Genomic DNA, 13,135 nt, shown 5'->3' with positions numbered 1-13,135 from the left:
GATAGAATCGGAAAGCTTTATTGACGCATTTTTAAAGATCGCGTCAATTCCTTTGCCCGAGATTATAACATTAGAGCATGACGGCTTTATCCATCCAAAACCTAAAAAAGACCTACAACAATGGCTTCGTAGCCTTGAAAGGCGTGGATCTCGATGTCCAGCGCGGCGACTTTTTCGCGTTGTTGGGTCCCAATGGCGCCGGCAAATCGACCTTGATCGGCATCATCAGTTCGCTGGTCAACAAATCCAGCGGATCGGTCAGCATCTTCGGTCACGACTTGGATAAAGACAATGTCGCCGCCAAAACCTGCATTGGCGTGGTACCGCAGGAAGTCAACTTCAATCAGTTCGAAACCAGCATGAACGTGGTGATGAACCAGGCCGGTTATTACGGCATTCCGCGCAAGCAAGCCTTGCAGCGCACCGAACAATGCTTGCGGCAAATGGAGCTGTGGGATAAGCGTGATGTGGTGTCCCGGCGCTTGTCCGGCGGCATGAAGCGGCGGTTGATGATAGCCAGAGCCATGGTGCATTCGCCACGCTTGTTAATATTGGACGAACCCACCGCCGGCGTGGACATCGAAATCCGCCGCTCGATGTGGGAGATGATGCAGGACGTCAACAAACAAGGCACCACCATCATTTTGACTACCCATTATCTGGAAGAAGCCGAAAGCCTATGCCGGAATATCGCCATCATCAATAACGGACAAATCATCGAGAAATCGGCGATGAGCAGTTTGTTGAGCCGCTTGCACACCGATCATTTCGTATTGGATATATCTCGCCCATTAACTCAAGCACCGGCAATCGATGGCTGTGAAATTGTGTTGAGCGCCGATACCGTATTGGATGTGGCGGTGCCGAAAAGCCACGGTCTAAACCGTTTATTTCAGGCCCTATCTGAGCAACATATCGAGGTCCTGAGCCTGCGCAACAAGTCCAATCGTCTGGAACAATTATTTTTGGATTTGGTGCAATGAACTACTCGGTCGCTTTTTTTACGATTTTATTCAAAGAAATCCGCCGTTTCACCCGGATTTGGCCGCAAACGCTATTGCCACCGGCCATTACCACGGCGCTGTATTTCCTTATCTTCGGCAAGTTGATCGGTGACCGCATAGGCTTGGTACATGGCGTCAGCTATATGGACTACATCGTGCCCGGCATTATTCTGATGTCGGTGATCAGCCATTCTTACTCCAATGTGGTGTCCTCGTTTTATTCCACCAAATTCCAGCGCCATATCGAAGAGCTTTTGGTGGCGCCGGTGCCGAATTATGTGATTTTGGCCGGTTACGTCTGCGGTGGCATCGCCCGCGGGGTGTTGGTCGGGGTCGTGGTAGCGGGTATTTCGATGATGTTTACCCACACCACAATTCTGCATTGGGACATTGCCGCCGCAGTGTTTGTGCTGACGGCGACCTTGTTCGCACTGGCCGGTTTCATCAACGCGGTGTTTGCCGATAGCTTTGATGATATTTCCATCATTCCGAACTTTGTCTTGACGCCCTTGAGTTATCTGGGCGGCGTGTTCTATTCGGTAGCGATGTTGCCTGGAATCTGGCAAAAAATCGCCCAAGCCAATCCGATTTTATACATGATCAACGCCTTTCGTTACGGCATGATCGGGGTCAGTGATGTAGAGATTGAACTGGCTTTCGCGATGACGGGCGGCTTTATCGTGTTTTTAACCGCACTAAGCTTGTTGCTGTTGCATAAAGGTATCGGTATTAAAAATTAGTCCATTACTCCAACGGCACTAACATATTGCGCAAGGCGTTAAGATCTTTGATCGCGATAAAGCGGTTTTGCACCACAATCAAATTATCGTCCTGGAACTTTTTCAGCAGCCGGCTCACCGTTTCCAAGGCCAAGCCCAGGTGATTGCCGATTTCTTGGCGGGTGAGTGACAATTTAAATTCAGATGATGAAAATCCGCGCCGTTTCAACCTTTCGGATAAACTGATCAAAAAGTAAGCCAAGCGCTCTTCGGCCGGCCGTTTGCTCAATACCAGCTGATTTTTATCCTCCAGCATTTTCTCGCCGGTATGCCGAAACAATTCGCGCGTCAGGCTGGGCATGTTCTTGAACAAGTCTTCCATATTGTCAGCCGGCAGGATGCAGAAACTCATGGTTTCCAAAGCAATAGCCGCGCAGCCGTGCTTTTCGGCGGACAGACCGTCGAAGCCCAGTAATTCGCCGGGCAACAGAATATTCAATATGTGCTCGTTGCCATGGCTATCGTTAGCCACCAACTTAGCGCTACCGGACTTTATCGCCAGAATGCCGCGGAAATTGTCGCCTTCGCGGTAGATAAAATCGCCGCGCTGCAAGGTTTTGCGGGCCTTGACGACTTGGCTGATGTTATTAATTTCGGCTTGCGACAGGCCGCGCGGTAAACAAATATTATCCAGACTGCAATTAACGCAACTGACTTGATTTTTAAGCGGCTCAGTGGCTTGGGGTTTCGATGAAAGCATAGTTTTGGGCTTGATAGTTTGCCGCTTCAACAGGAAACAGCGAGTTTGCGACGGTTTGTTGGTTAATCCTGCTGGTGATAAGCAACTATGCGTTCTACTTCGGATTTGGAACCCAAAATCAACGGCACCCGTTGGTGAATGCTGCTGGGTTTCAGGTCCAAAATCCGTTCACGGCCGGTCGAACATAGTCCACCGGCTTGTTCGATAATGAATGCCATCGGGTTGGCCTCATACATCAGCCGTAGTTTGCCAGGCTTGGACGGATCGCGTAAATCGTGCGGATACAGGAATACGCCGCCGCGCGTGAGGATGCGATAGACTTCAGCGACCAGCGAAGCCACCCAGCGCATATTGAAATCTTTGCCGCGCGGCCCGTCGACGCCGGCCACGCATTCGTCAATATAACGCTTCACCGGCCGCTCCCAGAAACGCTGGTTGGACATGTTGATGGCAAACTCGCTGCTTTCCTCGGGAATTTTCATATTGCAATGGGTCAGGATGAACTCGCCGATATCCTGATCCAGCGTAAAAGCATTCACCCCGTTGCCTGTGGTTAGCACCAACATGGTGGATGGGCCATACAACACAAAACCGGCGCAGACTTGCTCGGTGCCTTTGCGCAAAAAATCCTCGGTTTCCGGTTCGACGCCTTCCCGGCAGCGCAGAATCGAAAAAATCGTACCCACAGTCAGATTAATATCGATATTCGACGAGCCATCCAGCGGATCGAACAACACCAGATATTTGCCCTTTGGATATTGTTTTGGGATTTTGATCGGATCGTTGATTTCCTCCGATGCCATACCGCCCAGCGAACCACTCCAGTCCAAAGCTTTGACCATGATGTCGTTGGTAATAATATCCAACTTTTTTTGTACTTCGCCCTGCACGTTTTCAGATTCTGCACTGCCCAATACGCCAATCAGGGCGCCGCAATTGACCCGGTGAGAGATCTGTTTGCACGCAGTCACGATGTTATTCAGCAGCAGCGTGAACGTACCGGAAGCATCCGGCAACCCGCGCTGCTGCTCGATGATGAACTGGGTCAGGGTAACTTGGTGGGACATGCGTTAATTCTCCATAGCGTCGGCTAGCGTAAGAAGTTGTTTCGGCAACCACGGCAGCGTAATCCCTGGTTGGGCGAGTAAATAGTTGCGGTAAAAGTGTTTGCCCGTTCGCGGCAGATTTGTTTATCCAATTGCTGTATTCCGGTCCCGGTATCAGACTTTTTCGCTCAACAGACTTTGCGGCGGGAGCGTTTGTGGATTGGTTTGCGAGGGTTTCCCTTGTTGAACATCCATAAATCCGGGTTTTAATCCTTTTTGTTCGAACTGTTGTCTTAAATAGTCCAGACGTGCATTAATTTTATCCACGGTGCTGGTGGACTCGCTCCAGAAACGGGTATTAATAGTGCCGTCGTAACAGGAGACCTTGCAATGTATTGTAGCAAGTTCGGGAGGGGTAATGGTAATGCTCACTACCCAGTTCTTTTGGCCGTTCTCACTGTTGGCTTGTTTGTCTTGTTCCACCATCAGTTGCAGCGTTTCCGGTTCGGCTTTATTAAAGAACGGTAACTCCAGTATCCAAACCTGTTTGGGCGAATCGTCCCTGGGCAGCGAATTGAGTTGATCCAAGGTCAATTTGGCCAGATTGCCTTGGGCTTTTTGCAAGGTTTCTTTCAGTAATTCGCTTGCAGTCTGCTGCGCCGAACTGTCGTCCTTAGGCACAGCCAGTTCCAAGCCTAGCTGTGCAATCAGCTTGCTCAGTTTTAATTTAAAGTCGTCTTGCAACATTTGCGATTGCGGATTTGCCTCCGCGTCGACCAAATTGCGCTCCATAAACAAACCGGACTGGGCGATGGCTTGCTTGAGGGTGGCCGGTTCGAACAACTTTGTTTTGTCCGGAACATGCTGCAATATTTCGCGGGCCAGTTGCTTGAGTAATTCGCCTACGGTTTTATCGCTTTCGGCAGGCTGTATCAAAGGCGCCAGATGCTCCAGCAATTGCTGTGACGGCACTTGAATGGGCAGTAACTGTTTAAACACCGTCGCGATGTGTTCGTCAATAGAAGGCGTAGGTAAAGACGCGCTAAGCACTGGGGTCTCGCCACTCTTCAGCATTTGTAAATCAACGCGACTGCCGACGGTTAACGCGGATTTGGCCAGCGGATCGCTCCATTGCAACTGTTTGTTATCCAGCACCACTCGATGTTCTCCGCCAGGCAACGCTGTGCTTTGGGTTTGCTTGGCATCACTCTGCGTTGGCGTCAGTTGCACCGTTAGCGTATGTTTGCCGATATTCAAAATCTGCGCCTGCACATGGTCACCGGGGTTTAATGTCGCCAGCGGATTGCTGAGTAGAGGTGGTGTTGCAGTCGCTGGAGTGGTCGGGGAGGGCAGTAATTTAAATAGTTGTGCTTCGGGCGCTGCTAAGCTTGACGTATTCGGCGCTTGCGATAGTGGCGGAGCGATAATTTTTAACTCCGGTGTCGGCAAAAGTTTCACCACTTGCAACTGCAAGGTCTGGCCGGGTTGCAAAGCCAATGCCTGTTGGCTCTGCAAAGTCATGGTTTTATCGGCAACGCTGACCGTCAAGGTATTCAGCATGACTTGATTGGTGATGATTTTGGCGTCCAGCACTTGATTCAGTTTTAGCTCTGAAATCGAAGCGCTCGATTTGCTCAAGGCCATGACCAGTTTGGCATCTAAAGGCAGCTTTATATCCATGACATTCTCACCTCGCCGCAACCGGGATTTACGCTTGTTCCGCGCAATGTTCGCGGTGTGGCTAGAGTACTATAAAAAACTCACCCTTACGATTCGCTGTGGTAAGCGTTTTGGCAAACTTTTTCGGTGTTCGCCCATAAAAACCTGATGCCACCGCTCAGGTAAGCATACATGTATCAGAAAATAAGCCATGTGTTAGGCCAGAGTCTGTAAATACTTTTATTTTTAAAGAACTTGACAAGCCACTTGCGCTCACTCTAGGCTCAGTTGACATTCAACTGGGGGAGTGAGCCATGAAAACGCTGCAATTGGGTTTTATCTTTACGGTTTTTTGGGTTAATGCCGCGCTGGCGGTTAGCGTGACGCAACGCGCCGGCAATAATTTTCGTACCGCGGCCAATAATCAAGAGTTCACGCTGAATAAAATTAACGTGAATACCGAGCAATTCGGGCTGCTGCGCACTTACGATTTCAATGCCAAAGTCGAAACCCAGCCCTTGGTGATCGAAAAGGGCGCCGGCGCCGATGATTTAGTGATCATCACCACGATGAAGAATGACGTCATCGGCATTAATGTCCGCACCAACGAAACCGTTTATAAGGTCAAACTAGGCCCGGAAATCAGCTCGCAAGACATGGATATGTGGAAGCACACGCCCACCTGGGGCATTTCCGCCACGCCGATAATCGATCCAGCCACTAACACACTGTTTGTCGCTTCCTGGCAAAAGAAGAACAACGACAACCGGTTCCGCGATTACTGGGTGTATGCCTTAAATCCGCTAAACGGCAGCCAAAAAAGTAAACCGGTGCGTATCTTCGGCAAGTCTCAGGAAGGCAACGGCTGCTGGTTCAACGACGCCGGTGCGACGTATAAGCAAAATAATCAAACCAAGCAATATGTCTATCCCAAACTACGGGCCGGACTGGCGTTGACAGAGAACAACGGCTTGGTCATGGCATTCGCCGCCAACGGCGAATCGCTGATGGGCGGCCGGAAAAATCCGCATGGTTTCGTAGTGGCTTACGACACCAGAGCCTTGCTCGGGCAAAGCGGCTTTTCCAAACAAGCTGCCATCTTTTGCGCCACGTCATTCAATTCTTGGGGCGCAGGCATTTGGCATGCCGGCGGTGCGCCGGTCACCGAAGACGACATGATTTATGTCGCCACCTCCAACGGCACTTCAAATAACGGCGAAGTCGATCTGGCTGAAAGCATGATCAAACTCCGCTTCAAACCCAGCGTCGGTGGTGCGCGGCCCGAACTGGAAAAGGTGGATTTTTACAAAGCGTTTTTGGATGAGCGCGTTCCCGCTGATAAGTGTCTCTGGGGCGACAATAACTCCGAAGTGTCCTGCGGCAGGGCAGAAGCGCATGCTGCTGGCGCCGACTGGGATTTCGGTGCGGCCGGGCCGATGCTGGTGCCTGGCTCAAGGCTGCTGTTGCAAGGCACCAAAGACGGCATCATTTATTCCTTGGATAAACTGAATTTGGGCCGGAACGACCGCTTCAATCAATTAATGTCCAAACCACCATTAGTAGCAACCTACTTTGCGGGCGGCGTTCAGGAAAACTGGGATCGGGCCCAGCATCTGAATCGTAGCCTACCGTGCCCGGCATCCGGGCATAGCGATCACGGCTGGTTCGTGCCATGCGGCGACCCGGAAAACAACAAAATGCACCATATCCATTCGCTGGCCTTGGCGCAACGCGATCAGAGCGGCGGCATCGTCTATGTCTGGGGTGAAAACTCCCGCTTGAAGTCCTACAATTTTTCCACTGTAGATGGCAATTTGCCAAGCTTCCGCGCGGAAGCAGAGGAGATGGCATCGGTGGGCGTTGAATCGCCTGGCGGTATGCCCGGCGGCTTGTTGATGGTATCCGGCAAACCGTCCACAACTAATAATTTTGCGCACGCCATCGATTTCGATTCGGCTATCGTCTGGGCGGTATTTTCCAAATTCGGCGACGCCAACAAGGAATTCGCCGAAGGTCAGCTGATTGCGTACGACGCGACCACGATAGAGCCCGGTAATAAGTTGAAACGCCTATTTCGCACGGGTGACGACAATAGCGGCGGCTTAGGCAAGATGTCGCGGATGGTTCCGCCGGTGGTGGCGAATGGCCGGGTCTACGTGATGATTTATCGAGTCGGTACTTCCGACTGCACCGTGCCGGACAATCAATTGCCGGTTTGCAGTCAGTTGAAGGTGTACGGCTTGAAGTAATAATGGAGACGATTTTTTCAGCGACTCAAGCACATTTCGGCATCATCTTCACCAAAATAGGGTGTTTGCAGACGCAGCGGTAAAATTTGGTATCGACGGCATCGCATATCAAGCTGCGATGCCGGACTATTAACCCGCAGTTATCTGTCGTGGGTATTCCTTTCGGGCTGAGCGTGTCGAAGAGCCGAGGCTTGTGCATCATTCAACAGGCCCAGTACTCTCGAGGGCCGGGTAATAAATAATGACGTGATGTATAGCTGCCGCGACCGCTCCGCAAATCGTCATTTGTTGAACAACTCCGCCATTGATATGACGTTCTTGGCCATTTCGCCGATGGCGATGTTGCGGTCCATCGCCAGTTTGCGCAAGGCGTGATAGGCCTGGTCTTCCGTGTAACCTTGCGACTTGATTAAAATCGCCTTGGCACGATCCACTAGCTTGCGGTCTTCCAGTTGAGTCTTGGTTTTTTTCAATTCGTCTTTTAAGGCTTGTTGCTCCTTGAAACGCGCTATGGCGATGTCGATGATGGCCTTGATGCGTTTCGGATCCAGGCCATCGACTATATAGGCGCTGACGCCGGCTTTGATAACCTTGTTGATGGTCTCGGTTTGCTGATCTTCGGCGAAAATGACAACCGGCAGTGAGCAGTTTTGGTTGATATCGACGATGGTCCGCAAGACAGCCTCGTTAGGGGCGTACAAATTCAAGACCACCACGTCGGGGTTCAGGGTCTGGACAATTTGCATCATGTCCAGTTCTTTAAGTTTCAAGGTTACCACTTCACAGCCGTGCTGGCGCAAGCTGGTTTCCAGCAAGGGTTCGCTGTCGAATTCATCGACGACCAAGACATTAAGCGCTGCCATGTTCAATCCAGGGCGATTTTCAGCAAAGAGCCGTCAGGCATGATTTCGGTGATGTAGTTTTTCGGCTCTTCCAGATAGTAAATCAAACCCAACAACAGGAAACAGGACAGGCCCAAGATTAAGAAAAATTGTCCGGTGGAGACGAAGGTCAGCAAAATCAAATAGACGATGGCGCCGGCGTTGCCGTAAGCGCCGACGATGCCGGCCACTTCGCCGGTGATGGCGCGTTTGATCAAGGGGACGAACGCGAATATCGCGCCTTCCGCCGCTTGCATGAATATCGAACAAAGCAAGGTAACCGCCACTGTGGCGAGGATAGTCCATTGCGCGGAAATCATCGCCATCAAACAATAGCCGCCGGCCAGGCCGGCCACGAATAAATATAGGGACAGTTTGCGGCCAATCTTGTCGCTAAGCCAGCCCCCGGCCGGCCGGGCGATGACATTGGTCACCACGAAACTGGAAGCCAGGAACCCGGCATCCAACATACTGGTGCCTTGGGTTTCGTTGAATGTCTTAAAGAAAAACATCGGCAGCATCGATAAAACGGCCAGTTTGGAGCCGAAGGTAACCAGATAGGCTATCGCCAGAATGAATACCTGACGGTACTGATAATGATGGATGCTGGCAATCGGTTGGCTGAGGCGGTCGGCGTTGTTGTTGACCAATTGAAAGACGTGGATTAGGAACAGTAGCCAGACAACGGCATGAATAGCCAGATTCCAGCCTTCGGTGAGGACGGGTGTGGCCGGCGTAGACAGTTTCCACGCCAACAAGGAGATGGTCGCGTACAAGGGTACCAGACTCAGCATATATAAAAACAAATCGCGGATGCTGGTGACTTCCATTGCCATTGGCCGGCGGGTTTTTAGTGCGGCAATTTCCGGCGGCAGGTTTTCCACGCTGAAGTAATAGATGACTGAATAAATCAGCGCGATCACACCGGTCAAGGCAATCGCCGAACGCCAGCCGTGTTCGGCGCCGAAATAAAACGCCAGGCCCGGCAGGAAAATCGCTGCAACGGCCGAACCGAAATTGCCCCAGCCGGCGTAAATACCCTCGGCGGTACCGACCTGGCTGGCCGGAAACCAGTCGCCGATGATGCGTACGCCCACTACGAAGCCGGCGCCGATAAAGCCCAATAAAAATCGCGACCAGGCCAGTTCGGTAAAATTTTCTGCCATCGCGAACATGAAGCAGGGGATGCTGCATACCGCCAGTAACACGCTGTAGCTGATTTTTGCACCGAATCTATCCACCAGCATACCGGTAATGACCCGAGCCGGAATGGTTAGGGCCACGTTCAGCAATAACAGAATTTCGATTTGGGTTTCGCTGATTCCCAGATCTTGCTGGATCAGTACTAATAAAGACGCATGATTGAACCAAATAACAAAGCTGATGAAAAACGCGATCCAGCTCATGTGCAGCACTTTGGACTTGCCGCGCATGGATAATAATTTAAAAGGCGTAAAAGACATGGATGATCCGTGGTTGTCGTTCCTTGGTTTTTATAAGCAGCTTATATGCCAACGATTCAGTAGCGGCAAATCCGTCAATTCGCGGCTACATGGCTCCATAGTGGTGCAACAGACCGGTTTCTTTGCCTTATTTGGGTGCGAAATTTGCGGGAAAAAATGTTACCTAGCAGCGGGAGCCGGCATTTTTAAAGGCTTTTGAATGTTGGCATCAATTTTGTTAGAGATTTGTCAAGTCTTGTCGTTAGACTTGCCCCCGTATTAAACCTGGACAAAGGCGTCCTGCTTGAATGAGTCATTCATTCGAACAGGATGCCTTTTTTTTTGGCTGCGAAAAAGGGCGGTAGCGACCAGACAGTAGCTCCTTGAATCGCCTTACCGCCACTAGGCCGTGTAGCGCGTTTGCATAAATTCTGAGTAAACAGAGGCCCCTGATGAATATGAAACAAACCCTGGTTGTTATCGGCAACGGTATGGTAGGCCAGAATTTTCTGGCTGGATTGGTCGCTAGCAATGCGAGAGATCGCTATCGGATTGTCACATTCTGCGAAGAGCCCAGAGCGGCTTACGACAGGGTGCATTTGTCCGAGTATTTTTCCGGGAAAACCGCGGCTGATTTGTCTTTAGTAGAAGACGGTTTCTTTGCCGAGCACGGTATCGAGATTTATTTAGGCGACAAGGCGGCCAGTATCGACCGGGAGCGTAAGCAAGTCACCTCTGCCAAAGGTGTAATAGTCGATTATGACAAACTGGTATTGGCAACCGGCTCTTATCCTTTCGTACCGCCGGTGCCGGGGCATGAAAGACCGCAGTGCCTGGTGTATCGGACCATTGAAGATTTGGAAGCGATGAAAACCGCGGCAGCCAAATCCAAAGTCGGCGTGGTGATTGGCGGCGGTTTGTTGGGTTTGGAAGCGGCCAAGGCGTTGAAAGACTTAGGGCTGGATACGCACGTGGTTGAATTTGCGCCGCGCTTGATGGCGGTACAGCTCGACGAAGGCGGCGGGGCGATGTTGAAGCGCAAGATCGAAGCGCTGGATGTGAAAGTACATTTAAACAAAAACACCACACTGATCGACGACGGCACCGAATGCCTGCATAAAATGAATTTTGCCGACGGCGAAACGCTGGAAACAGACATCGTGCTGTTCTCGGCTGGCATCAGACCGCGCGACGACATCGCGCGCGGTTGCGGCTTGGAAGTGGGGCCGCGCGGCGGTATCGTCATCGACAATCAATGCCGCACCTCCGACGCGGATATTTATGCGATAGGCGAATGCGCACTGTGGAACGGGCAGATTTTCGGTTTGGTAGCGCCGGGTTACGCGATGGCGCGTACCGTGGTTGCTGATTTGGCAGGCGAAGCAGGCAGTTTTACCGGTGCCGATATGAGCACCAAGCTAAAACTGATGGGCGTCGATGTGGCCAGTATCGGCGACGCGCACGCCAAGACCCAAGGCGCCATGGTGTATACCTATCAAAACGGTGCCAGCGAAATCTATAAACGTCTGGTGGTCAGCCCAGACCAGAAACGGCTGTTGGGTGCGGTTTTGGTTGGGGAAGCTTCCGCTTACAGTACTTTGTTGCAATATTGTTTGAACGGCATAGAACTGCCGGAGCATCCGGATTCTTTGATTCTGCCCAAACTTTCCGGCGAATCAGTTGGACTGGGGCCGGATGCCTTACCCGCCTCGGCTCAGATTTGTTCCTGTTACGATGTCAGCAAAGGCCAGATTTGCGGCGCAATCGAAGCTGGTTGCACCACGCTCGGCGGCCTGAAAGCCGAGACCAAGGCCGGCACCGGTTGCGGCGGGTGCTCCGCGCTGCTGAAGTCGGTATTGGATTGCGAATTGACCAAGCTGGGCGTGGAAGTCAGTACTGATATTTGCGAGCATTTTCCGCACACTCGCCAGGATTTGTATAACCTGGTGATGGTGGAAGAAATCAAAACCTTCGACGAATTGCTGGACAAACACGGCAAGGGTTTGGGTTGCGAAGTCTGTAAGCAAGCGGTTGGTTCCATCCTGGCTTCACACTGGAACGACTACATCTTAGAAAAACAGCATATCGGTTTGCAGGATACCAACGATATTTTCCTGGCTAATATGCAAAAAGATGGTACCTATTCGGTGGTGCCGCGCGTCGCCGGCGGCGAGATCACGCCGGATATGTTGATCGCCATAGGCCAAGTCGGCAAAAAATATCAGCTTTACACTAAAATCACCGGCGGCCAGCGCGTGGATTTGTTTGGTGCCCGCGTGGAGCAATTACCAGCGATTTGGCAAGAGCTGATCGACGCCGGTTTCGAGTCCGGCCATGCTTACGGCAAATCCTTGCGTACCGTCAAATCCTGCGTCGGCAGTACATGGTGCCGGTTCGGTGTCGATGACAGCGTCGGTTTGGCAATTGAATTGGAAAATCGCTACAAAGGCTTGCGCGCGCCGCATAAAATCAAATTCGGCGTGTCGGGCTGCACCCGAGAATGCGCGGAAGCGCAAGGTAAGGACATCGGCGTGATTGCGACCGAGAACGGCTGGAATTTATATGTGTGCGGCAACGGCGGCATGAAACCGCGTCATGCCGATTTGTTTGCCACCAATCTGGATAAAGAGACGCTAATTAAATACATCGACCGGGTGTTGATTTTTTACGTCCGTACCGCCAATCGTATGCAACGGACCTCGGTATGGATGGAAAATATGGAAGGCGGTTTGGACTATTTGAAATCGGTGGTTATCGAGGATCGGCTGGGTATAGGCGCACAATTGGAAGGGCAGATGCAGCACGTTATCGATACCTATCAGTGTGAATGGAAAACCACGCTGGCGGACGAGCAACGCCTGAAGCGCTTCCGGCATTTCGTCAACAGCGATCAAGCCGACGACAACGTGGTGTTTGTCGAGGAACGCGGCCAAGTTAGGCCAGCCAACGCCCAAGAACGTAAACATTTCAAATTGATCGAGGAGGCGGCATAATGAGTACGTGGATAGATGTGTGCGGCATCGACGATTTGCAAGCCGATTCTGGGGTGTGTGCCTTAGTAAAAGGCAAACAAATCGCGATTTTTTACCTGCAACGCCGGCAGGAAGTCTATGCCATCGGTAACTTCGATCCGTTTAGCCACGCCAACGTTCTGTCGCGCGGTATGATAGGCGACATAGGCGGCGAACCGATGGTCGCGTCGCCGATGTATAAACAGCACTTCCATCTACGTACAGGTGTGTGCTTTGAAGATGCCGGCGTCAGTGTACCGGCCTATCAAGTACGCCTGGAAAACGGCAGAGTCGCCGTGATGCCGGCGTCGTCGCCTGCGCAACAAAAATCGCCGTCTTTGGCTGTCTGTGAAATGGAGTAAGG

General features: G+C 51.6%; 10 protein-coding genes. 5 read left to right on the top strand and 5 right to left on the bottom strand.

Features of this window, described 5'->3' with window-relative positions:
• Positions 1-77: 77 nt before the first annotated feature.
• Complete coding sequence (locus ACH5Y9_RS08935; protein ID WP_445369340.1) at positions 78-983, top strand: ABC transporter ATP-binding protein; 906 nt, start codon at positions 78-80, stop codon at positions 981-983.
• Complete coding sequence (locus tag ACH5Y9_RS08930) at positions 980-1,744, top strand: ABC transporter permease (RefSeq protein WP_020481271.1); 765 nt, start codon at positions 980-982, stop codon at positions 1,742-1,744. Before ACH5Y9_RS08935 ends, ACH5Y9_RS08930 begins: the two co-directional genes overlap by 4 nt.
• Before the next feature lie 4 nt (positions 1,745-1,748).
• On the opposite strand, the gene ACH5Y9_RS08925 is transcribed toward ACH5Y9_RS08930, so the two are convergent.
• The 3 genes from ACH5Y9_RS08925 to fliK all read right to left on the bottom strand — a co-directional run bounded on the left by ACH5Y9_RS08925 (position 1,749) and on the right by fliK (position 5,209).
• Entirely contained in the window at positions 1,749-2,483 is a 735-nt protein-coding gene (locus ACH5Y9_RS08925; protein ID WP_445369339.1) for a helix-turn-helix domain-containing protein, read from the bottom strand.
• 62 nt (positions 2,484-2,545) lie between these two features.
• Positions 2,546-3,550: a class 1 fructose-bisphosphatase gene (locus ACH5Y9_RS08920; RefSeq protein ID WP_445369338.1), complete on the bottom strand. Its 1,005-nt coding sequence runs from the start codon at positions 3,548-3,550 to the stop codon at positions 2,546-2,548.
• A 153-nt stretch (positions 3,551-3,703) separates the two neighbouring features.
• On the bottom strand, positions 3,704-5,209 hold the full coding sequence (fliK, locus tag ACH5Y9_RS08915) for a flagellar hook-length control protein FliK (protein ID WP_445369337.1): 1,506 nt from the start codon (positions 5,207-5,209) through the stop codon (positions 3,704-3,706).
• Between the two features lie 293 nt (positions 5,210-5,502).
• Here fliK and ACH5Y9_RS08910 point away from each other — a divergent pair, with 293 nt between their 5' ends.
• Positions 5,503-7,437, top strand: coding sequence for a hypothetical protein (locus ACH5Y9_RS08910; protein WP_445369336.1), 1,935 nt, complete (start codon positions 5,503-5,505; stop codon positions 7,435-7,437).
• Positions 7,438-7,718: 281 nt separating this feature from the next.
• On the opposite strand, the gene ACH5Y9_RS08905 is transcribed toward ACH5Y9_RS08910, so the two are convergent.
• Both ACH5Y9_RS08905 and ACH5Y9_RS08900 read right to left on the bottom strand, forming a co-directional pair.
• Entirely contained in the window at positions 7,719-8,300 is a 582-nt protein-coding gene (locus ACH5Y9_RS08905; protein ID WP_026600805.1) for an ANTAR domain-containing response regulator, read from the bottom strand.
• Between the two features lie 2 nt (positions 8,301-8,302).
• Entirely contained in the window at positions 8,303-9,781 is a 1,479-nt protein-coding gene (locus tag ACH5Y9_RS08900) for an MFS transporter (RefSeq protein WP_313734634.1), read from the bottom strand.
• Positions 9,782-10,212: 431 nt separating this feature from the next.
• Between ACH5Y9_RS08900 and nirB the strand changes: the two genes are divergently transcribed.
• Complete coding sequence (gene nirB, locus ACH5Y9_RS08895) at positions 10,213-12,753, top strand: nitrite reductase large subunit NirB (protein ID WP_445369335.1); 2,541 nt, start codon at positions 10,213-10,215, stop codon at positions 12,751-12,753.
• The gene (gene nirD / locus ACH5Y9_RS08890) at positions 12,753-13,133 is read left to right on the top strand and encodes a nitrite reductase small subunit NirD (protein ID WP_171695470.1); all 381 of its coding nucleotides are present in this window, start codon (positions 12,753-12,755) and stop codon (positions 13,131-13,133) included. Before nirB ends, nirD begins: the two co-directional genes overlap by 1 nt.
• The last annotated feature ends 2 nt before the right edge of the window (positions 13,134-13,135 follow it).

It is taken from the genome of Methylomonas sp. BW4-1 (assembly GCF_052474385.1).
Note: the sequence above shows the minus strand (reverse complement) of the source record. Positions and strands in the feature narration are given on the sequence as shown.

What these genes read in the sequence shown, in the direction of transcription:
- ACH5Y9_RS08935 (WP_445369340.1), top strand. Translation starts at nt 78, where the DNA reads ATGACGGCTTTATCCATCCAAAACCTAAAAAAGACCTACAACAATGGC.
- fliK (WP_445369337.1), bottom strand. Translation starts at nt 5,209, where the DNA reads ATGGATATAAAGCTGCCTTTAGATGCCAAACTGGTCATGGCCTTGAGC.
- ACH5Y9_RS08930 (WP_020481271.1), top strand. Translation starts at nt 980, where the DNA reads ATGAACTACTCGGTCGCTTTTTTTACGATTTTATTCAAAGAAATCCGC.
- ACH5Y9_RS08905 (WP_026600805.1), bottom strand. Translation starts at nt 8,300, where the DNA reads ATGGCAGCGCTTAATGTCTTGGTCGTCGATGAATTCGACAGCGAACCC.
- nirB (WP_445369335.1), top strand. Translation starts at nt 10,213, where the DNA reads ATGAATATGAAACAAACCCTGGTTGTTATCGGCAACGGTATGGTAGGC.
- ACH5Y9_RS08920 (WP_445369338.1), bottom strand. Translation starts at nt 3,550, where the DNA reads ATGTCCCACCAAGTTACCCTGACCCAGTTCATCATCGAGCAGCAGCGC.
- nirD (WP_171695470.1), top strand. Translation starts at nt 12,753, where the DNA reads ATGAGTACGTGGATAGATGTGTGCGGCATCGACGATTTGCAAGCCGAT.
- ACH5Y9_RS08900 (WP_313734634.1), bottom strand. Translation starts at nt 9,781, where the DNA reads ATGTCTTTTACGCCTTTTAAATTATTATCCATGCGCGGCAAGTCCAAA.
- ACH5Y9_RS08910 (WP_445369336.1), top strand. Translation starts at nt 5,503, where the DNA reads ATGAAAACGCTGCAATTGGGTTTTATCTTTACGGTTTTTTGGGTTAAT.
- ACH5Y9_RS08925 (WP_445369339.1), bottom strand. Translation starts at nt 2,483, where the DNA reads ATGCTTTCATCGAAACCCCAAGCCACTGAGCCGCTTAAAAATCAAGTC.